Source organism: Rhodovulum visakhapatnamense (assembly GCF_004365965.1).
GTDB classification, from domain to species: Bacteria; Pseudomonadota; Alphaproteobacteria; order Rhodobacterales; family Rhodobacteraceae; genus Rhodovulum; species Rhodovulum visakhapatnamense.
In genome coordinates, this window is sequence record NZ_SOEB01000022.1 from 1 (window position 1) to 25,271 (window position 25,271).

Annotated in this window: 19 protein-coding genes and 2 pseudogenes; 15 read left to right on the top strand and 6 right to left on the bottom strand. The window is 63.3% G+C overall.

All coding sequences use genetic code 11. The annotated features are described in order from the left end of the window. The 9 genes and pseudogenes from EV657_RS16475 to EV657_RS16515 all read left to right on the top strand — a co-directional run. Positions 1-1,273 (top strand): HlyD family secretion protein (locus EV657_RS16475; protein WP_481883015.1); only part of this gene is annotated, 1,273 nt, incomplete at its 5' end. Further along, positions 1,270-4,008 (top strand): ribosome-associated ATPase/putative transporter RbbA, encoded by a 2,739-nt coding sequence (gene rbbA / locus EV657_RS16480; protein ID WP_107978778.1) that lies wholly within the window; start codon positions 1,270-1,272, stop codon positions 4,006-4,008. The genes EV657_RS16475 and rbbA, both read left to right, overlap by 4 nt. Positions 4,009-4,015: 7 nt before the next feature. Continuing rightward, positions 4,016-5,128, top strand: coding sequence for an ABC transporter permease (locus EV657_RS16485; protein ID WP_038070094.1), 1,113 nt, complete (start codon positions 4,016-4,018; stop codon positions 5,126-5,128). A 5-nt stretch (positions 5,129-5,133) separates the two neighbouring features. After that, positions 5,134-6,213 carry an alpha/beta hydrolase gene (locus EV657_RS16490; protein ID WP_134078923.1) on the top strand — a complete coding sequence of 360 codons (1,080 nt, stop codon included), beginning with the start codon at positions 5,134-5,136 and terminating at the stop codon, positions 6,211-6,213. A gap of 318 nt (positions 6,214-6,531) precedes the next feature. Further along, on the top strand, positions 6,532-8,289 hold the full coding sequence (locus EV657_RS16495; RefSeq protein ID WP_051693716.1) for a PHA/PHB synthase family protein: 1,758 nt from the start codon (positions 6,532-6,534) through the stop codon (positions 8,287-8,289). 4 nt (positions 8,290-8,293) lie between these two features. Next, complete coding sequence (locus EV657_RS16500) at positions 8,294-9,688, top strand: bifunctional enoyl-CoA hydratase/phosphate acetyltransferase (protein ID WP_089258481.1); 1,395 nt, start codon at positions 8,294-8,296, stop codon at positions 9,686-9,688. After that, positions 9,685-10,854 carry an acetate/propionate family kinase gene (locus EV657_RS16505; protein WP_035745643.1) on the top strand — a complete coding sequence of 390 codons (1,170 nt, stop codon included), beginning with the start codon at positions 9,685-9,687 and terminating at the stop codon, positions 10,852-10,854. Before EV657_RS16500 ends, EV657_RS16505 begins: the two co-directional genes overlap by 4 nt. Then, positions 10,851-11,186 (top strand): SDR family oxidoreductase, encoded by a 336-nt coding sequence (locus EV657_RS16510; RefSeq protein ID WP_074855046.1) that lies wholly within the window; start codon positions 10,851-10,853, stop codon positions 11,184-11,186. Before EV657_RS16505 ends, EV657_RS16510 begins: the two co-directional genes overlap by 4 nt. Continuing rightward, positions 11,131-11,382 (top strand): annotated as a pseudogene (locus EV657_RS16515) (IS5/IS1182 family transposase); the annotation flags it as partial. The gene EV657_RS16510 and the pseudogene EV657_RS16515, both read left to right, overlap by 56 nt. A gap of 58 nt (positions 11,383-11,440) precedes the next feature. Here the strand turns inward: EV657_RS16515 and EV657_RS16520 are convergent. From EV657_RS16520 to EV657_RS16530, 3 genes are all read right to left on the bottom strand, one after another. Beyond that, complete coding sequence (locus tag EV657_RS16520) at positions 11,441-11,920, bottom strand: hypothetical protein (RefSeq protein ID WP_051693715.1); 480 nt, start codon at positions 11,918-11,920, stop codon at positions 11,441-11,443. After that, complete coding sequence (locus EV657_RS16525) at positions 11,917-12,510, bottom strand: recombinase family protein (RefSeq protein ID WP_051693714.1); 594 nt, start codon at positions 12,508-12,510, stop codon at positions 11,917-11,919. The genes EV657_RS16520 and EV657_RS16525 overlap by 4 nt, the downstream gene beginning before the upstream one ends. A 119-nt stretch (positions 12,511-12,629) precedes the next feature. After that, positions 12,630-15,566 (bottom strand): Tn3 family transposase, encoded by a 2,937-nt coding sequence (locus EV657_RS16530; RefSeq protein WP_341800938.1) that lies wholly within the window; start codon positions 15,564-15,566, stop codon positions 12,630-12,632. An 82-nt stretch (positions 15,567-15,648) separates the two neighbouring features. On the opposite strand from EV657_RS16530, the pseudogene EV657_RS22310 reads away from it, so the two are divergent. Next, positions 15,649-15,789 (top strand): annotated as a pseudogene (locus EV657_RS22310) (helix-turn-helix domain-containing protein); the annotation flags it as partial. 114 nt (positions 15,790-15,903) lie between these two features. On the opposite strand, the gene EV657_RS16540 reads toward EV657_RS22310, so the two are convergent. From EV657_RS16540 to EV657_RS16550, 3 genes are all read right to left on the bottom strand, one after another. Beyond that, positions 15,904-16,368: an HD domain-containing protein gene (locus tag EV657_RS16540; protein WP_134078927.1), complete on the bottom strand. Its 465-nt coding sequence runs from the start codon at positions 16,366-16,368 to the stop codon at positions 15,904-15,906. Positions 16,369-16,520: 152 nt separating this feature from the next. Next, positions 16,521-17,363, bottom strand: a complete 843-nt coding sequence (locus EV657_RS16545; RefSeq protein WP_134078929.1) for a hypothetical protein — start codon at positions 17,361-17,363, stop codon at positions 16,521-16,523. Positions 17,364-17,601: 238 nt separating this feature from the next. Beyond that, positions 17,602-18,255: a hypothetical protein gene (locus EV657_RS16550; protein ID WP_134078930.1), complete on the bottom strand. Its 654-nt coding sequence runs from the start codon at positions 18,253-18,255 to the stop codon at positions 17,602-17,604. A 259-nt stretch (positions 18,256-18,514) separates the two neighbouring features. Between EV657_RS16550 and EV657_RS16555 the strand changes: the two genes are divergently transcribed. From EV657_RS16555 to EV657_RS16575, 5 genes are all read left to right on the top strand, one after another. After that, a complete protein-coding gene (locus EV657_RS16555; RefSeq protein WP_243837686.1) occupies positions 18,515-19,234 on the top strand; it encodes a rhomboid family intramembrane serine protease in 720 nt (239 codons plus the stop codon). A 659-nt stretch (positions 19,235-19,893) separates the two neighbouring features. Then, complete coding sequence (locus EV657_RS16560; protein ID WP_132466042.1) at positions 19,894-21,564, top strand: c-type cytochrome; 1,671 nt, start codon at positions 19,894-19,896, stop codon at positions 21,562-21,564. After that, positions 21,561-22,214, top strand: a complete 654-nt coding sequence (locus tag EV657_RS16565; protein ID WP_132466045.1) for a TorD/DmsD family molecular chaperone — start codon at positions 21,561-21,563, stop codon at positions 22,212-22,214. The genes EV657_RS16560 and EV657_RS16565 overlap by 4 nt, the downstream gene beginning before the upstream one ends. Then, positions 22,211-24,685, top strand: a complete 2,475-nt coding sequence (gene torA / locus EV657_RS16570; protein ID WP_132466048.1) for a trimethylamine-N-oxide reductase TorA — start codon at positions 22,211-22,213, stop codon at positions 24,683-24,685. The genes EV657_RS16565 and torA overlap by 4 nt, the downstream gene beginning before the upstream one ends. Positions 24,686-24,725: 40 nt before the next feature. Beyond that, positions 24,726-25,010, top strand: coding sequence for a BA14K family protein (locus EV657_RS16575; protein ID WP_165905405.1), 285 nt, complete (start codon positions 24,726-24,728; stop codon positions 25,008-25,010). Positions 25,011-25,271: the final 261 nt, after the last annotated feature.

Below are 25,271 nucleotides of genomic sequence, written 5' to 3' on the forward strand. Positions count from 1 at the left end.
TGGGCCCACATCCTGCTCACTGGCGAATACAGATGGCCCAAAAGATGATCAAACCGCCTTAGCGTACTATTCTGCCCCCTCCGGCAACAGACCCCCATACAGGTTTTTACCCTGTCATCGAGCGTTGACAACAGGGGAGCGTAGGGCGAAAACCGCATCGGGACATGCGCGAAGCATCCATCAGCACAGCAATCAGAGGCAGATCGTGGCAAAGCCCGGCAGAAACACCATTATTCTGGGCGGCCTGGCCGTTGTCGCCGTGCTTGGCTGGCTGGCCTGGGACCGGCTGCAACCCGCCGGTCTGCCGGCGGGTTTTGCCAGCGCCAATGGCCGGATCGAGGCGACCGAGGTGGATATCGCGGCGCTCACCGGCGGCCGAATCGCCGAAATCACCGCTGCCGAAGGTGACATGGTCAGCGCAGGCGATGTGCTGGTGCAGATGGACGTGGTGCAGCTGAACGCACAAAAACGTCAGGCCGAAGCGCAGCTTGCCCGCGCCGAAATCGGCGTCGAGACAGCAAGGGCGCTGGTCGCTCAGGCCGAGGCACAAGAGCGCGCGGCCCGGGCCGCGGTTGATCAGGCAGGCTCGGTTGCCGATGCCGCGTCGCGCAGGCTTGAACGCTCTGAGCAGCTTGCAAAGACCAGTGCGATCTCGCAGCAGGTGCTGGATGATGACCGCGCCCGGGACGCCCAGGCCCGCGCCGGTGTGGCCTCGGCCGAAGCCAGCCATGCGGCAGCGCTGGCGGGGGTCAGCAGCGCGCAGGCGCAGGTGGTCGATGCAAGTGCGGCCGTCGAGGCGGCAAAGGCGTCGATTGATGCGATCCAGGCCTCTCTGGACGACGCCACGCTGAAAGCGCCGCGCACGGGCCGGATCCAGTATCGCATCGCACAAGAGGGCGAGATTGTCGGCTCTGGCGGGCGGATCCTCAGCCTTGTCGATCTGGGCGATGTCTATATGACGGTTTTTCTGCCGACATCGCAGGTCGGCCGGGTGCAGGTCGGATCAGAGGTGCGCCTTGTCATGGATGCGGCGCGGGAATTCGTGATCCCGGCCACGGTTTCCTATGTTGCCGATGTGGCGCAGTTCACGCCAAAGACGGTCGAGACCGCCGATGAGCGCGAAAAGCTGATGTTCCGCGTCCGTGCCCGCATCGACCCCGAGCTGCTGTCGCGGCATATCGAATATGTCAAAACCGGCCTGCCGGGCATGGCCTATCTGCGGCTTGATCCGGATGCCGCCTGGCCTGACTTTCTTTCCAATGTCGTGAAATGACCGGCTCAGTTGCCGGGGTCTCCGGCCTGACGCTGCGCTATGGCAAGGTCACGGCGCTTGACAATGTGACGCTGGAGATCCCTGAGGGGCGCATGGTCGGGCTGATCGGGCCAGACGGGGTCGGAAAGTCCAGCCTTCTGTCGCTGCTGGCCGGGGCACGTGTGATCCAGCAGGGCAAGGTCGAGGTTCTGGGCGGCGATATGCGCGATGTGGCGCATCGCAACCGCGTCTGCCCCCGCACCGCCTATATGCCGCAGGGTCTGGGCAAGAACCTCTACCCGACGCTTTCGGTCGAAGAGAACCTTGATTTCTTCGGCTCGCTTTTCGGTCATGACAAGGCCGAACGCGAGCGGCGGATCACCGATCTGCTGGCTGCGACCGGCATGACGCCGTTCCGGTCGCGCCCGGCGTCAAAGCTGTCGGGCGGCATGAAGCAAAAGCTGGGTCTGTGCTGCGCGCTGATCCATGATCCCGATTTCCTGATTCTTGACGAGCCGACCACCGGCGTCGATCCACTGTCGCGCCGCCAGTTCTGGGATCTGATCGACCGCATCCGCGCGACACGGCCGGGGATGAGCGTGATCACCGCCACCGCCTATATGGAAGAGGCCGCGCGCTTCGACTGGCTGGTTGCGATGAATGCGGGCCGGGTGCTGGCCACCGGCACCACCAGCGATCTGCTGTCGCGGACCGGGGCCGACACGCTTGATGCAGCCTTCATCGCGCTTTTGCCCGAAGAAGACCGGGGCGAAGACAGTGCCGTGGTGATCCCGCCGCGGACCACCGATGACAGCGATATCGCCATCGAGGCCGAGGGGCTGACGCAGCGCTTTGGCGATTTCGTGGCGGTCGACAATGTTTCCTTCCGCATCCCCAGGGGTGAGATTTTCGGCTTTCTGGGTTCGAACGGCTGCGGCAAGACGACGACGATGAAGATGCTCACCGGGCTTCTGGAGCCGAGTGAGGGCCGGGCAAAGCTTTTCGGCCATGAGGTCGATGCAAGCGATCTGTCGGTGCGCCGCCGGGTCGGGTTCATGTCGCAGGCCTTCTCGCTCTATTCCGAGCTGACGGTGCGTCAGAACCTTGATCTGCACGCGCGGCTTTTCGATATGGCGGCCGAGAAGATCCCCGCCAGGGTTGACGAGATGATCGCCCGGTTCGATCTGGGCGACGTGACCGACAGCCTGCCCGAGGCGTTGCCGCTGGGTATCCGCCAGCGGCTTTCGCTGGCGGTGGCGATGATCCATGCGCCCGAGATCCTGATCCTTGACGAGCCGACCTCGGGGGTGGACCCGGTGGCGCGCAACGGCTTCTGGCGCATTCTGGCGGAACTTTCGCGCAAGGATGGCGTGACGATCTTTGTCTCGACCCATTTCATGAACGAGGCGGAATGGTGCGACCGCATCAGCCTGATGCATGCGGGCAAGGTGCTGGTCTCGGACACCGCCGAGGGGATCACGAAAGCCAAAGGTTGCGCCACGCTGGAAGACGCGTTCATCGCCTATCTTGAAGAGGCGATTGGCGAGACGGCACCCGCCCCCGCCGCTGCGCCCGAGGCCGCGCCCGAGGCCCCCGCAGCCGGGGTGACCCATCACGCGCAGCAATCCGGCTTCAGCCTGCGGCGACTGCTTAGCTATTCGCAGCTGGAAAGCCTGCAATTGCAGCGCGATCCGATCCGGCTGACCATGGCGTTGGTCGGCAGCCTTCTTCTGATGATCGTGGTGGGGCTGGGCATCAACATGGATGTCGAGGATCTGACCTTCGCCGCCCTTGACCGCGACCAGACCACCACCAGCCGCAATTATATCGCCGATATTGCGGGATCGCGCTATTTCATCGAACAGCCGGCCCTGACAAGTTACGACGAGATCGACGCAAGAATGCGCTCGGGCGAGCTGGCGCTGGCGATCGAGATCCCGCCCGGCTTTGCCGCCGATATCGCGGCAGGCAGGGATGTGCAGGTCGGGGCCTGGTTCGACGGCGCCAACCCCAGCCGCGCCAATACGGTGCAGGGCTATGTGCAGGGCATGCATGCCGACTGGATCACACGTCAGGCGCGTCAGCTTTACGGTGACAAGGCGAGCGGCGGCAGTTTCGAACTGGTGACCCGATACCGCTACAACCCCGACGTGCGCAGCCTGAATGCGATGGTCCCGGCGATCATCCCGCTGCTTTTGCTAATGATCCCGGCGATCCTGACCACGCTTTCGGTCGCGCGTGAACGCGAACTGGGCTCGATCATCAATTTCTACGTCACGCCGGTGACGCGGCTGGAATTTCTGCTTGGCAAACAGCTGCCCTATATCGCGCTGGCCATGCTGAATTTCTTCCTGATGATGGCCATGGCGGTCACATTCTTCGCAGTGCCCTTCAACGGCAGTTTTCTGGGCTTTACCCTTTCGGCGCTGATCTATGTCACCGCGACCACGGCGCTTGGTTTTCTGGTGTCGGTCTTCATCGCAAGTCAGGTCGCGGCGCTGTTCGCGACCGCCATGCTGACGATGATCCCGGCGGTCAGCTATTCGGGTTTGATCGACCCGGTCTCTTCGCTGTCGGGTTTTGGCCGGGTTCTGGGCGAGATCTACCCCTCGACCTGGTTTATCACCGCCGCGCGGGGGGCTTTCTCCAAGGCCTTCGGAATGGCGGAACTGGCCGGGCCGATGCTGGCCATGGGCATCGCCATTCCGGTGATTATCGGGCTGGCGGCGGCCTTCCTGAAAAAACAGGCGAAGTGAGGGGCGGATGAACCTGCGCAACACCTTCAATCTGGGCGTCAAGGAATTGCGCGGGCTCTGGCGCGATCCGGTGATGCTGGTGCTGATCGTCTATTCCTTTTCGCTCTCGATCTGGACCTCTGCGAACGCCTCGCCCGAGGCGCTGACGAATGCCGCGATCTCGATCGTGGATGAGGATCAGTCGCATCTCTCCGCCCGCATCACCTCGGCCTTTTATCCGCCCTATTTTGTCGAGCCGCAGATGACCACGACGGCCGAGATGGATCGGCGGATGGATCAGGGGCTGGATACTTTTGCGCTGAACATCCCACCGGATTTCGCGCGCGATGTGCTGGCCGGAAAAAACCCGGCGATCCAGCTGAATATCGACGCGACAAGGATGAGCCAGGCCTTCACCGGCGGCGGCTATATCCAGCAAATCGTGTCCTCCGAGGTTTCGGAATATGTGGCGGGCTACCGGGCCGAGACCGCGCTGCCGGTCGATCTGGCGCTCCGCGCGCGGTATAATCCCTCGCTGGATCCGAAGTGGTTCGGGGCGATTTCCGCCGTGATTCAGTCGATCACCATGCTGTCGTTGGTGCTGACCGGCGCGGCGCTGATCCGCGAAAAGGAACATGGCACGGTCGAGCACCTGCTGGTCATGCCCGTCACCACGACCGAGATCATGTTTTCCAAGATCTGGTCGATGGGGCTGGTGGTGCTGCTGGGGTCGATCTTTTCGCTAAGTGTTGTGGTGCAGGCGCTGATGGCGGTTCCGGTGCAGGGCTCGGTCGTGCTGTTTCTTGCGGGCGCGGTGCTGATGGTTTTCGCCATGACGGGGCTTGGAATTTTCCTTGCCACCATCGCCGGGTCGATGCCGCAATTCGCGCTTTTGCTGATGATGGCGCTTTTGCCGCTGCAGGTGCTGTCAGGCGCGATGACGCCGCGGGAATCCATGCCAGAGATCATCCAGACCATCATGCTTGCAGCCCCCAACACGCATTTCATCATCCTCTCGCAGGGCATCTTGTTCCGAGGTGCGGGGCTTGACGTGGTCTGGCCCCAGTTCGCAGCGCTGGCGGCGATCGGGGTGGCGCTGTTCTGGCTGGCACTGATACGATTCAAGAAATTCCTGCGGTAAGGCATATGTTGGGCCGCCTGCTTCTGATCCTGACGCTTGCGCTTGCAGGCTGCGCTGCGCGTCCGGGGCCGGAAGTTCTGGCCCCCGATGCCGGTGCCCTGCCCGAGGGCGCCCGCCTTGTCCGGGTGCTGACCATGACCACCCGCGCGCCCGAGGCAAATCTGCCGGGGGCCTTTGGCGACTCTCGCTCCATCCGGCCAAGCTGGCTGGAATACGAGGTCTCGGTGCCGCCTGGCCATCGGCCGGGAAAGATTGAATGGCCGGATCGCAATGGCAGCAGCGCCGACCGGAATTTCGTGATGCGCAGCCGGCAGACGCTTAGCCGTGACGCCTTTGCAAAGCGTCTCTCGCGCGAGGGGGTCGGGCTGTATGTCCACGGCGTCAACACCCGCTTTCATGAGGCCTTGTTCCGCACCGCGCAGCTTTCGGTCGATGCGCATATCGAGGAAAAGCCCGTCCTTTTTACATGGCCCTCGGCAGGCTATCCGGGCGCCTATCTGGCTGATCGTGACGCGTCTGACTTTTCCCGCGCGGCGCTTGCCGATCTGCTGCGGCTTTTGACAAAGGGTCGGTCCGCTTCCGACGCGGTGCCGGTGCTGGCTCACAGCATGGGCGCGCGGCTGACGATGGAGACGCTGGTGCAACTGCGTCTTGCCGGGCGGGACGATGTGCTGGACCGGATCGAGGTCATCCTTGCCGCCCCGGATATTGATATCGATCTTTTCCGCGCCCAGATGGTCAGCCTTGGGCCGATGAAGCATCCCATCACGGTGCTCGTCTCCTCGGACGATCTGGCGCTGAAACTGTCGTCGCAGCTTTCGGCACGTCGGATACGGCTTGGGCTTGTCGATGTGCGTGATCCGGCGGTCCAGCGCCTGGCGGTCGCGACCGGAATACGGATCGTGGATATTACCGATATTCCGACCGATGATCCCGCCCACAGCCGCTATGTCGGCCTGCTTTCCGGCGAGGCCGGGGCTGTGGTTGAAAACACCCTTTTCGGTGAGGTACGCTTGGCGGGGGCCTTTGTCTTCAATCAGGTCGGTGGTGTCTTCACTGGCATCGGTGATGTGCTGGCGGATTGAGGCCGCGGCCTTGGCCCGGCGTTGGTGCCAGCGGCATTGGCCGGGTCATGGCCTCGACGTCGCGCCGTTTTGCCGGTAATCGTCCATGATGATCAGGGCAGGGACAGGGGATTCCGTGTCCGCCGCCGGACGCCGATGCTTTGCCTGTTCAGTCCGGGGGCGGCTGTTTCGGCGGTTTGACGGCGCTTTACGACATGTCGTCGGCATCGGGCCTTGGGCGCAATGCCTATGTTCAAGAAAAATCTTGAACTCTTTGATTTCGATCAACACTCGTTGATAGTTCTGTGCTAACTCCCGCCGGTAAATTGGAGACGCGACATGGCCCTTACTCCCAAATCAGATGGCTCGGGTGCAACCGGCGATGAAAGCCTTGGCATCGAGGCTTTTCAGGCCGTTGACCGCATACGAGAGGCGCTCTCGGGACAGCTCAGCGGCGGGGTCTCGCCCGGCTCGCTGATGATGGCCTATGTCGACTGGGCCTTTCATCTGGCGCAGGCACCGGGCAAGCAGATGGAACTGGGCGTCAAGGCGGGCCGCAAATGGCAGCGTCTCATGGCGCATCTGATGGCCTCGGCGATGGATCCGCAGGCCGCGCCGGTCATCACGCCCTTGCCGGGCGACCGCCGTTTCGCCGGTGAAGCCTGGGCGAAACCGCCCTTCAGCTGGATGTCGCAGGCTTTCCTGCTGCAGCAGCAATGGCTGCATAACGTCACCCATGAGGTTCCGGGCGTGACGAAGCACCACGAGGATGTGGTGTCTTTTGCCGCGAAACAGATCCTTGATGTCTGTGCGCCTTCGAACAACCCTTTTACCAATCCCGAGGTTGTGGCACGGACCTGGGCTACCGGAGGCATGAACCTTGTGAAGGGCTGGCAGAACTGGCTGCAGGACGTCGTCCGCCAGATCCGGCAGGAGCCGCCAGAGGGTGTCGAGGCCTTTACACCGGGTCGCGATGTGGCGGTGACGCCGGGCAAGGTAATCTTCCGCAACCACCTGATCGAACTGATCCAGTATACGCCCACGACAGAAACCGTGCACCCCGAGCCGGTGCTGATCGTTCCGGCCTGGATCATGAAATACTATATCCTCGACCTCAGCCCGGAGAATTCACTGATCCGCTGGCTGGTGGCGCAGGGCCACACGGTTTTCGCCATTTCCTGGCGCAATCCGGGTGCAGAGGATCGTGATCTGACGCTGGAGGATTATCGCCGGCTGGGCGTGATGGCCGCGTTGGATGAGATCACCCGTCTAATGCCCGATCAGAAAATCCACGCCACCGGCTATTGTCTGGGTGGCACTTTGCTGTCGATCGCGGCGGCTGCCATGGCGGGGAAGGGGGACGCGCGTCTCGCCTCGCTGACGCTGCTTGCCGCGCAGGTCGATTTCGCCGAACCGGGCGAGCTTGCGTTGTTCATCGACCCAAGCCAGCTGCATCTTCTTGAAAGCATGATGTGGAACCGCGGCTATCTCTCTGCCGATCAGATGGCGGGGGCGTTTCAGCTTTTGCGCTCGAATGACCTCATCTGGTCCCGGATGGTGCGCGATTACATGATGGGCGAGCGGACGGCGATGAATGATCTCATGGCCTGGAATGCCGACAGCACCCGGATGCCCTATCGGATGCATGCCGAATATCTGCGCAGGCTTTATCTGAATAATGAGCTTTCTTCGGGACGCTTCACCGCCGGGGGCAAGACAGTTCTGTTGCAGAACATCCGGGTGCCGATCTTTGCCGTCGGGACCGAGCGCGATCATGTCGCACCCTGGAAGTCGGTCTACAAAATCCACCAGTTCACCGATTGCGAGGTGACTTTCGCGCTGACGTCGGGCGGGCATAATGCGGGGATCGTCTCTCCTCCCGGTCACCCGCGCCGCCGCTACCGGCTGGCGACCCGCGCCCATGACGACGCGCTTTTGCCGCCCGAGACCTGGGTCGAGGCCAATCCTGCAACCGAGGGTTCGTGGTGGACGCCCTGGCAGGCCTGGCTTGCCGCGCGTTCGGGTGCCCCCGCCGCGCCGCCCGCAATGGGCAACGCGCTGGCAGATGCGCCCGGCACATATGTTTTCCAGAGGTGACAAGATGACCGGCACTCTGACCAACTATCTGTTTCACCAGATGAAAATCGGCGACCGCGCCAGTCTTGTCCGCCACGTCGGTCCCAAGGATATTGAATTGTTCGCCGCTGTTTCCGGCGACGCCAACCCCGCGCATCTGGATGCCGGTTTCGCCGCCCATGGGCCGTTTGGCCATGTCGTGGTGCACGGCATGTGGACTGCGGCGCTGATTTCGGCGGTGCTGGGCACCCGCCTGCCGGGGCCGGGGACGATCTATCTCGACCAGCAGATCCGCTTTAACAAGCCGGTTTCGCCAGGCGATACCATCACCGCCGAAGTTGAAGTGGCCGAGCTGATCGAGGGCAAGAACCGTGTCCGCCTGACGACCACCGCCCGCAATCAGCGGGGCGAGGTGGTGCTTTCGGGCGAGGCGCTGGTGCTGGCCCCGGTCGAGCAGGTGACCTGGGTGCCGGGTGACCTTCCCGAGGCGGTGGTCTTGCCGAAGGGGCGCTGGCAGGGCTTTGTCGAAGAGGCCCGCGCATTGCCCCCGGTGCGGGCGGCGGTGGTGCATCCCTGTTCGAAATCCGCGATCCTTGGCGCGATCGAGGTGCGCGACGAAGGCCTGCTTGACCCGATCCTGATCGGTCCCGGCGCAAAGATTCGCGCGGCGGCCGCCGAGGCCGGGGTCTCGCTTGACGGCTTCCGGATCGAGGAGACAGAGCACAGCCATGCAGCGGCGGCGCGGGCGGTGGAACTGGCGGCCTGTGGCAAGGTCCAGGTGCTGGTCAAGGGCAGCCTGCATTCCGATGAACTGCTTGCGGCGGTGGTTTCGAAAAGCGGCGGCCTGCGCACCGAACGCCGGATCAGCCATGTCTATGCGATGGATGTGCCCGCCTATCGCAAGCCGGTGATCGTCACCGATGCCGCGATCAATATCGCACCGACATTAGAGCATAAGCGCGACATCTGCCAGAATGCCGTCGATCTGATGCGGCTTCTGGGGCGCGATCAGCCGAAGGTCGCGGTGCTGGCGGCGGTCGAGACAGTGAACGCGACGATGCCCGCCACGCTGGATGCCGCCGCGCTGACGGTGATGGCGGCTCGAGGCCAGATCACGGGCGCGCTGGTTGACGGGCCGCTGGCCTTCGACAATGCGATCAGCCCCGAGGCGGTGGCGACGAAGGGCATCGTCTCGCAGGTGGCGGGCGAGGCCGATATTCTTCTGGTGCCGGATCTCGAGGCCGGGAACATGCTTGCCAAACAGCTGATCTATTTCGCGGGCGCCACGGCCGCGGGGCTGGTTCTGGGCGCACGGGTGCCAATCGTTCTGACAAGCCGGGCGGATCCTTTATCGGCCCGCATCGCCTCGGCGGCGCTGGCCAAGCTGGTCGCGGTCCGCAAAGCGGAGGGGAAGGCGTGACCCGCGATCTGATCCTGACATTCAACACCGGATCCTCGACTATCAAGCTGGGGTTTTACGCACTGGAGGCCGCCGCGCCGCGCCCGCTGGCCTCGGGCGTGATCGATTTCCGCGATGAGCCTTTCGAAGTGCGCCTGACGCGCGAGGGCAAGACCTTTTCAGGCCCGATCACAGCGGATCCCGGCGATCTGACAGCCGTGCTGAACCAGGCTTTTGCCTGGCTGGCCGGGCATTTCAATCTTTCGCGCCTTGCGGTGATCGGCCATCGGGTTGTGCATGGCGGCGATGTCTTCACAGGACCAGCCCGGATCACCGATCAGGTGATCGCGCAGATCGACGCGCTGGCGCGGCTTGCGCCGCTGCATCAGCCGCAAAGCCTTGCGCTGATCCGGGCGATGCGAGGGCTTTACCCCGATGTGCCACAGACAGCCTCTTTCGACACGGCGTTTCATGCCACCAACCCGCCCCTGATCCGCCGCTTTGCCCTGCCGCGCGCGCTTTATGATCAGGGGATCAAGCGCTATGGCTTTCATGGTCTCTCCTACCGCTATATCGCCGGGCAACTGGGCGATCTGGCCACCGATGCAAAGGTGGTCGCCGCACATCTGGGCAGCGGCGCAAGCCTTTGTGCGATCCGGGGCGGCAAGAGCATCGACAGCTCGATGGGGTTTTCGACGCTGGACGGCATCCCGATGGCGACGCGTTCGGGTGCGCTGGACCCCGGCGTGATCCTGCATCTGATGGGCGAAATGGGGCAAAGCCTGAAACAGGTCGAGACCATGCTCTATCGTGAAAGCGGCCTTCTGGGCGTGTCGGGTTTCGAGGCTGACAGCCGCGAGCTGATGGCCAGCACGCGCCCAGAGGCTGCCGAGGCGATCGACCTCTTTTGCCTGCGCATCGCGGGCGAGGTGGCACGGTTGGCGACCAGCATGGGCGGGATCGATGCGCTGGTCTTCACGGCAGGAATCGGCGAGCATCAGCCCGGTATCCGCGCCCGTGTCGCCGCGCGGCTGGCCTGGCTTGGGGCAGAGCTTGACCCCGATGCCAATGAAGCAGGGTCGCGCAGGATCAGCACCGCCGCCAGCCGGGTGCAGCTTCTTGTCATTCCGACCGATGAGGAAAGCATCATCGCCCAGGAGGCCGTCAGCGAAGAGGCAGCGACATGATTGATCTGAAAGGCAAACGCGGCCTCGTGGTTGGCGTGGCGAATGAGGCCAGCATCGCCGCCGGTTGCGCCAGGGCCTTTCGCGCGGCGGGGGCAGAGCTGGCGCTGACCTTTCTTAATGAAAAGGCCCGGCCATGGGTCGAACCCGTGGCGCAGGAAGTGGGTGCGCCGCTGTTCCTTCCTTGCGATGTGCGTGAACCCGGCCAGTTGGAAGGGCTCTGTTGCACAAATCCCTTTTGGGATTCATCTCATGAATCCAGCGTGGTAGCTGGAATCCATGAGCAGACCCACACCTCCAACCTACAAGACCAGGAACTGGCCATCCTACAATGAAGCGCTCAAGCGCCGCGGATCGCTGACGATCTGGTTCGATCCCGAGATGAGCTGGGAGGCCGCACCAACTGGCAGGCGTGGCCGCCAGCAGAGCTACAGCGACGCCGCCATACAGACGTGCCTCTCGATGAAGGTGCTGTTCGGCATGGCGCTCCGGCAGACGACCGGGTTCGTCGAGAGCTTGTTGCAGCTGGTTCGCGTAACAGGCCCGAGCGTGCATATTTGATCGTTTGATGGGACAAAAGGCGTACAAACTATGCGCCTGAACGCTGCAGGTACATGACGACGTTTTCGGCGGGGAACTTGAAGCCTCGGCCATCGGAGACGCGTTCTGCGCTGATCGGATATTTTGGCCTGTTTGGATTGATGGCGACGATGCGGAAGAGTTCATCCTTCGATCGGAAGGTTCGGCCATGATCCTCGGGCTCCAAGCCAAAATGAGGCGCGAGCACCTCGAACAGGGCCTTCTCTGGTGAGTAGATCTCGCCGCTCTCTTGCGGGATGCCGACGCGGAAGCTGATCTCGAAGCTATGGCGCAGATCGATATCCGAGAGATCCCCGCCTTCGACCGTCAGCCCGTGGGTTTCTGCCACGGCGAGGCAGGCCTTCATCATGTCCCGGCGCAGCCGGTCGCAAAGCTCTGGGGTCAGGTTGCGTGGTGGTGGGACCTTGGCCCCTGTTTGCACAGGCGCTTTGGGCGCGGAAGGCTGTCGCTTGCGTGGGGGCTTTTTCATGCAGTCCGCCCCTCAATGATATCATTGCCCGTCAGCATTTCAGCCTTTGCTTTATAGACAGTACCGCGCGAGATCCCCATTTCGCGGGCAATTTCCGTTGGAGAGAGGCCTGCACCAAGCTTGGCCTGAATGGTGGCCATGTCGATCGTGGGTGGGCGACCGCGATAGACCCCTTTGCGTTTCGCGGCCTTGATCCCTTCAGCCTGCCGCTCGCGGCGGAGATTGGTTTCAAATTCCGCAAAGACGCCAAGCATGTCAAAGAACGCTTTGCCCGTCGCCGTGGAGGTGTCCACGGGCTGCTCGGTGGCCGCCAGATGCGCGCCCTTTTCTTTCAGCCGCGCAACGATGGTCTGAAGATCCTGCATTGAGCGGGCAAGCCGGTCGATCCGCGTCACCACCAGGGTTTCGCCTGGGTGAATAAAGTCGAGGATGATTTTCAATTCAGGGCGGCCTTCAAGCGTCGCGCCACTGCGCTGTTCTTGGCGCACCATCCCACATCCTGCGGCTGTCAGCGCCTCAATTTGGGCATCGAGGTTCTGATCGACGGTCGATGTTCGGGCATAGCCGATTTTGGGGCTCGATCTGTTCATTTTGGGTGTGCCTCTGAGATGATGTGTTCATTATCTCGAAACGGACCCAAAGTGAACATAAAAATGAGTGCTTCCGCTGTTCATGCCTTGCGTTACTTTGGGTATACTCATAGTAACGCTCAAGCCGCGATACGCTCGTAATCGATCCGGGTCTCCAAATCGATATCGTAGCGGCCATAGGGTGTGATGTGCGCATAGATCAACGGCGTCAGGCCGCGATAATCCTCTGGAGTCAGTCGATCCTGCCAATTCGGGTCCGACAGGACCGATTGGACCATGCGCGTGTTCACATAAACCATCGATGCCTGGACCAGTTGCAGCGCCAGGGCGGAGATTTCTTGATCGGCGATCCGGTTCGAGGCAATCTCGCCGCCCTTGCCGAAGAAGACGAAGCCGTTCGCACTGTTCCAGTTCTCGACAACGTTCAGGCCTTCGTGGATTTCCCGGCGAAGGGCTTCTGATCGCAGATAGCGGCACAGGAAGATCGTCTTGATGGCACGACCCAGTTCAGCCAGCGCCTTGTAGGTCGGGTGCATCACGTCGGTCCGGGCAAACCGGCGCAGGATCGCTTCGGGGTCGGCGGTGCCGTGCTGCATGGCGGCGGCGTATTTGACCATCTCGTCGTATTGCCGCTCGATCTCGGCCCAATCGACTACGTTCGACAAGATCGGCGCCAGATGCGGCAAGTGCGTCCGCATGCCCGCGGCGGGAAGGACCAGCTTTTGGCGGGCAATCGCCTTCAGGCGTGGCGCCAATTCGAACCCGAGCAGATGGCAGAAGGCAAAACCGACAGCAGTCTGACCATGGCTATCGACGTACTGGCGCTGGATTTCCATGTCGGTGCAGTGCCGGAGCACCCCCTCGATCATCGCCGCCACCTCCGAGGACGAACACCTCTTGAGCTGCGAATAGATACAGGTCGCCTGACGCTCGACATGCCAGTAGATCATCACCCCGCGCCCACCGTAGCGCGCGTGCCATTCAGTCATCAGGTTACGGTCCCAGGCGCCGAACTTGGTGGAATCCGAACCGCAAGCCGTGCCCGCCGCGCCCCAGATCGCGGGATTGCGGACCCTCAGTGTCGCATCAGCCACGCGCGCCGCGGCGGCACGCAGCGCGTTTGGGTCGATATAGCGGCGGTGGATGTGGAGCAGTTCGTCATAACTAATGTCACCGACACCGGCGGCGACGCGTTTGATCCCGGCATTGGTCCCCGCAGCATAGAGCGCCAGCAGTAACCGCCGGTCCCGGTCTGCGTGGGCCAAGGCTTCGCGGCTGGCGGACGTCTCGAAGCAATCCAGAAACCCCGTGTCCAATGCCGTTTCCTTCAGGACATCGAGCAGGCCGGTCATCGGCCAGACGCGTTCGACCTCGCGCTTGAGAGCTCCCAGCCCCGGTGGTTCCGGCACCGGGGCAAAGGGCGTTACTCTGATCCGGTTTTCCCCGAATGTTCGCAACCGGACCTGTTCGTTTTCCGGCAGGGTTCGGTTCAGAAGGTGGAGTTCGCGCGTCAGCACATCGCGCACCTGCGAGACAAACGCTCCGGCATCCTGGGTGAGGCCAAGGCCCTGATAATAAATGTGTCTTTGCGCCTCGAAATCGGTCGGCAAGTCATTGTCCGGGTTGCGGTAGCGGTCAGCGCCATCGACCCAGATTTCCTTCGCGCGCACCCTCTCACGTAACTGTGCCAATACGCAGAGCTCGAAGGTAATCACGTTCAGACGGCCGGATGCATCGATGACGGCCTCGCGCCATTTGGCGGGAATGGAACCCTGAGGAGCCAGATCGACAGGCACGACCCGTCGTCCATCCTGTTGCCACCGCTCGATCAAATCGAGTGCATCCAGGATCGGGCGCCAGCTTGCGTTGTTCGATCGAAACTGCAGCGCGGCAAGAAGCGGCGGAACCATCCGACGGTAGTGGCTGGCGTAGGAGCCGCGCATCGCCGTTTGAATTCGCCGGTCCAGCGTGCCCTTGGCGCCGTCTTCTTCAATCACGGCCTTCAGCTTGGCCACGCTCGCGACAGGATAAATGACCTCAAGCACCCGGCCCTCGGGTTCATCCACCGCTGCAATAGCCATATCGACCAGCAGGCGCTCCTTGCCATGGACCCGCTCGATATCCCGCGCAATCGCCCCCACTACCCGGCGGCGCGACCGTGTCTGCATCCGGTGGATGATCTCAAGCAGCAGGTCGATCAGCGCGTCGATCATTTCGCCACGGCGATGCATGAGATTGAGCGCAAAGAGACCCAGCCGACGCGTGTCGCCATGGCGGCGCATCTCGGCCGCGGTCTCACCATCGACGCGGCGGGACAGTCTCTGGACCAGGGCGGGGTCGACATCTTCCATGATCTGGAATGGTAAATCGAGCGCATTCACGAATGCCAATCGCATTGTCGCCGCCAGGATGTTTTCCGAAGTGGCGGCACCCGCATCCGCTTTCAAACTCAGAAACCCCGTTGCGCATTTGGGGCCGGCCAGGCTGGCCTCCAGTTTCCGGCGGGCCTCACCGGACAAGCTGTCTGCAATCCTCTTGAGCAGGTGTTCAACGGCATCATGCCGAGCACCGCGGACAAGCCGCTCCATGATCTTGTCCGACGGAACGAAGAACCCCTGCGCGCGGCTTTTGCGATACCCAAGCTCGACCTGATCCTCAATCTTCCCGAAGGATCCCCGAAACACGAAAGCCAGTTCATTCCGCAACGCTTGCCGATCTCGATCAGCGGCACGTCGAATATCCAAATACCTCAAGATTGCTGCCCGGTGCCTGCGCGCCGTCACATGACCGCACTCGAAATCCCGCGCTTCCGGCGCGGCGATCCCCAGCTGCGCGGCAAGGTAACGCAAGACATCGGCCTGGACATCGCCCGACCGAGACGGAAATCGCGCCCGCGCTCGGAAGAAGCTCAGCTGAAACGCAAACCAGACCCGGCCGGAACGATTGATCCCCTCGATCAATCCGATGTCATCAAAGGATAGGCTCCAAACCTCGACAAAAGACCGTTCCAACCCGTCATCCCCCAAACAACGCCAGAAACAGCCTCCCGTCTTCAAGCTGTCCGGTCAACAGACAGTTCGTTCATGTTATATTCTCTAAAATGTCCATATATGCACGCTCGGGCCTGTTGGGCCAAGCTGGCCGCTGGTGTCGGTGCAGATGGCCGAAAAACTGACGGGCGCGCATCGCGCGACGGTTCAGCGCAACATCGACTTGATGGAGGAGCAGGGCCTCGTCCGGGAGGTCACGGGGCAGGGGCGCTATCGCATGTGGCGGATCGTGGAGACGCGCACGACAGAGGCCAGGTCGATCCCCGACAGGCATGAGTACCTGTTGGCTGAAGATCTCTACGATGTGCTGGCCGCGCGCCAGTGATACCCGAGTACAGCGCTGTCATGCGTCTGCATCCCGCAGCTCCCGTAGTGCAGCGAGGTAGCGGTTCATGCGGCGCATGTCCTTTTCGGTCAGCGCCGACAGTCGCGACGCGTTCAGGTTGTCGAGGATGTCGGCCGTCTTGACCCGACGTGCAATCTTGTTGCCCTTGGCGCGCCGAACGAAGGCCACGTAGACAGCCTCGCTGTCGCCTTCATCCTCGGGCCGCTTCGTGACAAGGCGCAAGGCGTCTAGCACAGGCGGCGAGAACCCTTCTTCCTCAAGGCGCTCGAATGTCCAGCCACGGCCGTCCTCGACCACGTCATGCAGGACGCCTACGATCCGTTCATCGTCGGTCTCGAGTGACATCATCACTCGGAGCGGATGGAGCAGATACGGCGCGCCGGCCTTGTCGGTTTGTTCCCGGTGAGCTTCCGCAGCGATTTCAATGGCGCGTTGAAGGTTCAATGGCTTCTCCTGGTTCATGAATGTGATCGTGACCTTGCGGTCGAAATTTAGCGTGATGGTATTCGCACGATGTCCATCTGCTCAACGCCAATGCGTTCGATGCCTGAAGGAAATCGTCTCTGGCCTATGACGTGAGCCCGCACAGGCGGTGTCGCAGGAGCACCGCAGAGTCATCGCGAAATCTCACCTGCCATCACAGCCCTCCCATGAACAGCAAGCGTCGCGGTGAATCTTGGACAGCCGAACTGCCGGATGACGTCGACGACCCGCGCGTCGTAGGCAGCCTGCCCGATGAGCCTACACAGCTCTGACGCGTGAAACTGCCGGTTGCCGCTGGGTGCAGCCTTGATCTGAGCGTGCAGTTCACGCTCCCGTGGGTCAGCCGCCTGCTGCGGAGTTGGCGCTTCCGCCGGTCGGCTCACCGAACCGGTTGAGGTTCGCCATCGGCGCATGAACCCGAGGAGGTAGCCGGCGGGAACCTTATCGTTCCCGCGCGCTTGGTTGAAAGCCAAGAAGCGGTCCCAGATCACCTGCGTGTCGACGTTCCAGCAGGGCAGGGCCCTCTTCGCAGCTTTGATCAGGTCCGCCCAACAAGTCTGAAAGACGTTCGATGTTTCAGAAATAGTGATCTGCCCCGAGAAAATAGTTTTGTTATTTCTTTCTCTAGATAGTGATGTGTCGCCTGTGCCTGACGCAACATCCTGATCGCCGTCCTCGGAATCGAAGGTCGTGAAGCGGAAGAGCCAGGGGGCGAACTTGCCGTTGGGCTTCTCTCGCTTCAGTTCCAGCTCGGACGCCTCGAGTTCAGCCAGCAGCTCGGTCAGGTACTGGCGCGAGATGCTCATCTTGGACGCCAGGTCGGCGAGGGTGAAGGCGGCCGTACCGCGCGGCAGCCCGTTGTAACCCTCCTTCCACGCGATGGCGTCAAGGATGACGGTCGCCAGCTTGTGGGCGGAAACGGACAGTTCTGTCTGGGTAATCCGTCTCAGGATCAGGCCGGTCGTGGGTTCCATGGTTGGTGTCTCCTGTGAGAGACGACCCCATGCCGAGAGCAAACAACATTCTTGTCAGCAAAACAACTTTGCTGGTTGCGGCGGTTCGGACAGTGCGCTAGAAGATCCTTGTTCACGGGTTCTTCTAGCGCGGCGTCAGGCTTTTCGGTCTGGCGTCGTTTCCCTTTCTGGGCTCAGTGCACCGTCACAGGTGCGAGATGATCGGGTGCGGACCTGCACCGGGCAGGCCCGAGCAAGTTCAGTAGCGGACCTCTTCGAAACCGTAGTTCCCCTCATGATCCCGCCAGTCCACGAAGACTGAGCGGTAGCTTACCCAGTTGCAGTGTCCGGTGTCGGGCAGCTGTGAGGCGGGCGGGACCTGTGCGACACTCGACCGTTTCCATCGATAGTCACCCTGTACACCGTAGGATCCGAGGCGCGTGGCGTCGTAGGTGTTGCAGTCGCCTTCACTGTTTTCGCGTTGGCTGAACTGGATATGAAAGACACGGATGCTGCGGACGAAGTCGAAGGCGTCGCCCGAAATGTCGATGTCGGCCTGCTCGTCTGACTGGACTTCGACCAGGGGCAGGGGAGCTTGCGGTACGCTGGCCTGAGGCGCCTCTTGGAAGGTGATGTCGTAGAGCCGTTCCATCGGCGAGAGGGGGGCAGGGGCGTTGAACGACGCCCCCATCGGGCAACGCCAGATCTGCAAGGGTGGCTCGATCGGCCAGGGTGTGATCCTGCGGATGAAGACCGCACGCGCATGGGCACAGGGTGCCGATGTCGGCCAGCCGCCTGCGAGACAGAGCAGAATGGCGCAGTCGACCTGGTAGGCTTGCGCCGGCTCGACCGAACCGACGAAGCTCGATACTGTGATGGCCGCAGCTGCTGCGGTCCGGACCTTGTGATTCATGACGCCGACTCCAGCTATAATGGTGCGGCGATACAAAACAACACTAACGATAGCAAGCGGATTTGATCGCTGGGTAACGGCGCTCCCTTCGGGTCTGCATAGGAGGAGAGCGACAAGGGATGGAATGAAGCCCAACATCCTTGGAGATGAGCCTCTGATGCCTCGCCATAGCCTTCGGTAGGCAGCCCCGCTCTTGATTTGGGCCGTGACGGGGTTCGCCGCCCTGAAGCTCGGTCCTCCAGCCGTTTCCCAGCGGTGCATGAAAGCCGTTGAAGGCCTTGCGGAGACGTCTACTGTCGCCGCCATGATGAACCGGGATCACATGCCCGCCTTCCTGCGGCGCGCCGTGGCGCTTGTCGCTTTTGTCGCAGTGCTCTGGGCGATCCAGCTCGTCAATTGGATCACCGGCTACGGCCTGAATCCGGAGTTTGGGCTCATCCCACGGTACCTTGGTGGGTTGGATGGTATCATCGCAATGCCCCTCCTGCACGGAAGCTTCGCGCACCTGATGGCCAATACGCCGCCGCTTCTGGTGATGGGTGGACTGCTGGTGGCAACAACCACGCGGGCCTTGCTGCCGGTGAACGCCCTGGTGATCGGCTTCGGGGGAGGCCTCGTCTGGGTGTTCGGCAGCTCCGCCACCCATATCGGCGCGTCGGGACTGGTCTTCGGCTGGTTCGGTTTCCTCGTCGTGCGCGGTCTCGTGGATCGCTCGCTGATCACGCTAGGCGCGGCATTAGTGGTCGGTGTCCTCTATGGCTCCATTCTCTGGGGCGCACTTCCGGGCCAACCCGGCGTGTCGTGGGAAGCGCATCTCTTCGGTGCCATCGCCGGCGCGGCCGCTGCGTTCCTGGTCCGAACGCATGTCCATGCCCCACGCTTGGGCGACGTCGATCTGGAGTGGAGCAGTACGCCCGACGTGGCCGGCCCATTCCCGCCATTGACCCATGCTTGGCTCCGCCGCGGTGCGGCCCGTTAAACCTGCCATTCGCTGCGCCTGCGAAATCACGCGGCCCGGCACACCGCACATCGCGGGTATTGCGAATACCTGACACAAACCATCAGATGTCGTTGGCCAGCCCTTATTCGCCGTTCGCCCTGGAGCAGCCAGCAGAGTCATCTTCGACCGGGAGGGCGGAAAGTATGATTTCGCTGCGATCGCGAGACGGACACACCGGCGATCTGGGAGCCGACATTCCGACTGTCTGGCAACCAGCTCATTTCTGCGCCGCCGCAAGTGGGCTTCCAAAGACCTTTTCTCGGCGAATAAGTTCGCGCTGGCCGGATAGCGAAAGCCTATCAGCCCCAGCCGAGATTGCGGATGTTGCTCTCTTATTTCGGGTTCTGTTCGGCCCCCACAAGGCCGCTCTCGTAGTGGCGGAAGATGGCGCGGAAATAGGGAGTTGTCGCCTCGCCATGTAAAGGCGGAAGGCAGGTCCCGCTGGCCAACGCCTTTCGACCTTCAACGATGCGCGATCACGACGGCATCAAAGCCCCGCATCGCTTCTGAAAGAACCGACAGACCGCCCCCATCGAACGCCACGGAAAAATCGTGATTGGCACGGTGGTCGACAGTTTCGTGAATATCGTTAAGCTTATGACGGTTATCTGCGGCTATTCCTAGAAGGGAATTTTGGCATGGCACGGTCCGAGGAACGCTCCAGAAGCCTGTTCTTGCGGCTCTTTCTCGGGGTGTGCATACTCGCCGTCCTGGGCTTCTTTGTCCTCACCTCGCCCTGGACTTGGTCCCTCGTGCATCCTTCACGCGAGGTCGCGTCTATCGAAGGGGCCGACCTGGAGAACGGCGAGTTCATCTTCCTCGCGGGCGACTGCGCGACCTGCCATGCAACGCCCGGCCAGGAGGACCCGCTGGTGCTCGGCGGCGGTCGCGAGCTCGACACCGAGTTCGGCCTGTTCCGGATGCCCAACATCTCTCCGCATGACGAGGACGGCATCGGAGACTGGACGCTGGCCGAGTTCGACCGTGCGGTGCGCGAGGGCGTCGGGCCCGGAGGACTCGACGGGGAGAATTTCTACCCGTCCTTTCCCTACACCTCCTATCAGAGGATGACCGCCGAGGACGTCCGCGACATGTATGCGTTCATCCAGTCGCTGGAGCCCGTCGCCGGCCGGATCGACGACCACGACCTGAAATTTCCCTACAACATTCGCAGGGGCGTCGGACTGTGGCGGCTGGTCTTTCTTGATGGCGAGCGCCTGCCCGAAGGCAATCCCGGGCCGCTTCCCGTGGCCGAGGACGCGAACGACCCGTTCGCGCCGGTGACCATCGACGCACCCGACGACGTGATCCTGGCGCGCGGCAAGTACCTGGTGGAAGGGCCGGGCCATTGCGCCGAATGCCACTCGCCCCGGACCATGCTGGGGACCATCCCCGCCGGGATGCGCCACGGCGGTGGGCCGACGCCCGAGGGACACGGCCATTTCCCCAATATCTCGCCGCATGAAACGGGCATCGGCTTCTGGTCTGCCAACGCCATCGCGAATTACCTCAAGACGGGGGTGAGCCCGATCGGAAAGCGGGCCGGCGGCGATATGGAAGAGGTCGTCGCCAACACTTCGCAGCTGAGCGATGCCGACCGTCTGGCCATGGCTCGTTATCTCAAGACGGTCGCGCCGGTCGACAATCCGGCGCCAGGCCTGCCGGAGCCGAACCGCAGTTCGCAGGTGGTCATGCTGGAGCAATCCGGCGAGAGCGCCCGCGAGTTGCCGACATCGCCGGCCGAAGAGGTGGGCGTGGCGAGCTCGGCCTTCGTCGTGCATACCAAGTCGTTCTTTCTGGACGCCGGTGGGGCCGAGGAGGATGGCAAGCTCCTGAGCGGGACCGAGGTCGCCGTGGTCGAGGAAGGCGGCGATCTGCTGCGCGTGCGGCTGGATGGCTGGCAGCTTGTCGGGGCCGAGGCGGTGCTTTACGCCAAGCAGGGCCAGCGCATCATGCAGGCCGTCCTCGGCGAGCCGGCGATCGCGGCGCTGGAGACGGGCGAGACCGTGACCGACCCCGATACCGGGCAGGACTGGGTATCGGTCAGCCTGGAGGGTTGGGTCGACAAGACCGGCATGCTGGTCGACGGCGACGCACTCTGGTCCTTCACCGCCCAGATGTTCAATTCGGCTTGCGCCGCCTGCCACAGTCCGCCGGAGGCGGACCATTTCCTGGCGAACCAGTGGATCGGCACGCTGGGCTCGATGAAACGTTTCACCTCCCTCGAACCGGACGCGTATCGCCTGCTGCTCGTCTATCTGCAGAACAATGCCAAGGATTCCGGCGCGAAGGAGCGCGCCGACCTATGAGCGCAAGCGCCGGCCTCTCCCGCGCCCCGGACCCGGCGGAGATCGAGGCCTTCGTCGCGGAGTTCCTGGGCCGCGCCTTCCTTGCGCCGCCGGATGACGCGGCGGTGGACAGCATGACCGCGCCCGAGGCGACGCGGCTGTTGCGCGAGATCGCGGCCAGCCTCTCGGAGCAGGACGCCGCCGAGACCATGTGCGCGGCGCTCACCCGGGGTCCGCCCGGGGCGGTCGCCGCGGACCTCGCGCGGCGGCATGTGGCGCTGTTCTCGGGCGTGAGCGGCCCGCGCACGATTCCGATCTATGAAAGCGCCTATACCGGCGGGGCCAGGCATGCGGCCGAGACCTTTGCCGACTTGCAGGCGATCCTCAGGCATCTCGACCTGCGCGTGGCCGACGACTGCGCCGAGCCGGTCGACCACCTGTCGCTGGAGCTTGCCCTCTACGCCACGGCCCTGCGCTGCGGCGATGGGGCGGCGACGGAGGCCATGCTGGACCGCCTTGCCGGCTGGGTGCCCGCGTTCTGCGCCAAGGTGGCCGCGGCCGATCCGGGCGGGGTCTACGGCGCGGCGGCGCGCCTGCTCGCCGCGCTGGTCCGGCACCGCATCCCCGCCCATTACTCCCCCCTCCAGGCAGAAGGAGCGCGCGCGACATGACGATATATCCAAAAGAGGCCTTTCCGGCCGTATCCCGCCGCAGCTTCCTTCAGGGCGCCGCGGCGCTGGGTGCGCTCGGCACCGGGGCCGGGCCGCTCTTGTCCCCGGGCGCCGCGGCCCAGACCGCCAGCGCAGATATCCTCTCGGCCTGCCATTGGGGCGTGTTCCGGGGCCGCGTCACCGACGGGCGCGTGACCGAAATGATCCCGTGGGAGGAGGATCCCGCGCCCTCGCCGCAGCTCGCCGGCGTGCTGGACTCGATCTATTCGCCCTCGCGGATCAAGTACCCGATGGTCCGCCGGGCCTGGCTGGAACAGGGCCCCGGCGCCGACCCCGACGGCCGCGGCACGGGCGATTTCGTCCGCGTAAGCTGGGACGAGGCGCTCGACCTCGTGGCCAAAGAGCTTGTCCGCGTGCGCGAGGAACACGGCTCCACCAGCATCTTCGGCGGCTCATACGGCTGGAAGAGCCCCGGCAAGATGCACAATTGCCAGACGCTGCTGCGCCGGCTGCTGAAGCTGGAGGGCGGCTTCACGAACTCGGCGGGCGATTATTCCACGGGCGCCGCGCAGGTCATCCTGACCCATGTCGTGGGCTCGATCGAGGTCTACGAACAGTGCACCACCTGGCCGGTCCTGGCCGAGCATTGCGAGTTGATGGTGTTCTGGGGCGCCAATCCGCTGCGCACTTCCGAGATCTGCTGGCAGGTTGCCGATCACGGCTCATTCGCCGGGGTCGACCTGATCCGCGACGCCGGAATCGAGACCATCTGCATCGACCCGATCCGCACCGAGACGGCCCAGCGCCTGGGCTCGGAATGGATCGCGCCGCGGCCGATGACGGATGTCCCGCTGATGCTGGGGATCGCGCATACGCTCTATACCGAGGACCTGCACGACCAGGAGTTCCTCGACCGCTACACCAGCGGCTTCGACCGGTTCCTGCCCTATCTTCTGGGCGAGAGCGACGGCCAGCCCAAGACGCCGGAATGGGCGGCGGAGATCTGCGAGGTTCCGGCCGAACAGATCCGCGACCTCGCCCGGCGCTTCGCCTCGGCGCGCACCATGCTGGCGCTCGGCTATTCCACCCAGCGCCAGCACCATGGCGAGCAGGTCCACTGGATGCTGGTCACCCTGGCCTCTATGCTGGGGCACATCGGGTTGCCCGGCGGCGGCTACGGGTTGAGCTATCACTACGCCTCGGGCGGGGCGCCCACACACAATTCGCCGATCCTGACGGCGGTGTCGGACACTCCGGGCGGCGTGGGCGGCGTGGGCGGGCCGGCCTGGCTTGCCGGGGGCGGCTCGCTGACGATCCCGGTCTCGCGCCTGGTCGAGACGCTGCTGAACCCCGGCGCGACGATGCAGTTCAACGGCCACGAGATCGAATTGCCCGAGATCAAGCTGGCCTACTGGGCCGGCGGCAACCCCTTCGCCCATCACCAGGACCGCAACGAGATGCTGCGCGCCTGGCGCAACCTGGAGACCTTCATCGTCAACGACTTTCAGTGGACGGCGACCGCGCGGCATGCCGACATCGTGCTGCCGGCCACCACGTCCTACGAGCGCAACGACATCTCGCAGGTGGGCGACTACGCGCTCAGCCACATCGTCCCGATGAAGAAGCTGATCGACCCGGTCTTCGAGGCGCGGTCGGACTACGAGATCTTCACCGGGATCGCGCAGAAGCTCGGCCACGGCTATGCCTATACAGAGGGCAAGACCGAGATGGACTGGATCCGCGGGTTCTACGAGACCGCACGGATCGAGGCCCGCGCGAAGGGCATGGAGATGCCGACCTTCGAGGCGTTCTGGGACAGCAACGAGCCGCTCGCCTTCCCACTGACCGAGGAGAGCCGCAACTTCGTCCGCTATGCCGATTTCCGCGCCGACCCGCTGTTGAACGCGCTCGGCACGCCGTCGGGGCGGATCGAGATCTTCTCGCGCAATATCGAGAAGATGAACTACGACGACTGTCCGCCGCACCCCACCTGGATGGAGCCGATAGAGCGGCTCGGGATGGAGGGACAGAAATACCCGCTTCACGTCGCGTCGAACCATCCCCGCATGCGGCTCCATTCGCAACTTTGCGGCACCTCGCTCCGCGAGGAATACGCGGTGCAGGATCGCGAGCCGTGCTGGATGAACCCGGCCGATGCCGAGGCGCGCGGGCTCGCGGATGGCGATGTGGTGCGAGTGTTCAACGACCGCGGCCAAATCCTTGCCGGCGTCGTCGTCACTGACGAGATCCGCCCCGGCGTGGTGCGCATCGACGAAGGCGGCTGGTTCGATCCGATGAACCCGCGCGAGATCGGCAGCCTGTGCCGCTATGGCGACGTCAACAACCTGACGACGGGCATCGCGACCTCCAAGCTCGCCCAGGCCAATTGCGGCCAGACCGCCCTCGTCGAAATCGAAAAATTCGAAGGAGAGCTTCCCGATGTTCTCGTCTTCTCCGACCCCGTGTCCTGAACGCCCGTCCCGGCAAAGGGGCTCTGCTCCCCGCGCTGTCTTGGCCCTGGCTGCGGGCTTCCTGGTGCTTCCGGGGCTCGGGACCGGGGCGCTCGGCTTCGAACAGAACGCGGCACCGGCGCCCCAGGAAGATTACCTGCCGATACAAAGCCTCGGCGAAGAGCCGCCCGGCCCCGCGGAAGAGCTTCCGCAGTCGCTTCATGCCGCGTGGTGCCTTGGTCGGTACGACACTTACGATGTCGGGACCAACACCTTCCTCACCGACAATCAGCTGCGCCGCGAATGTGTCTCGCCGTATGGCGCTGGAACAGACGGAGCGGACTGATCAGGCCAGTGCTGAGCGGACAACGGAGATGAAAGACTGCCCCCGTCTTGCAGTGCCTCTTGGAGTACGCCCCTGCGGGTGGACACGATCAGGCGGCGTTTTTGACCATGGCGCAGGCGTGGCGGTCTTCGAACTGGGCGGGGCTGAGATACCCCCGCCCAGAAACTGAGAATGGCCGCGTAAATTCTACGACCAAGTCCCCGCAAAAACGGGGGGATTACCCGATGAAACGGGGGCCGCCGACTGCGACTTCCTCATACG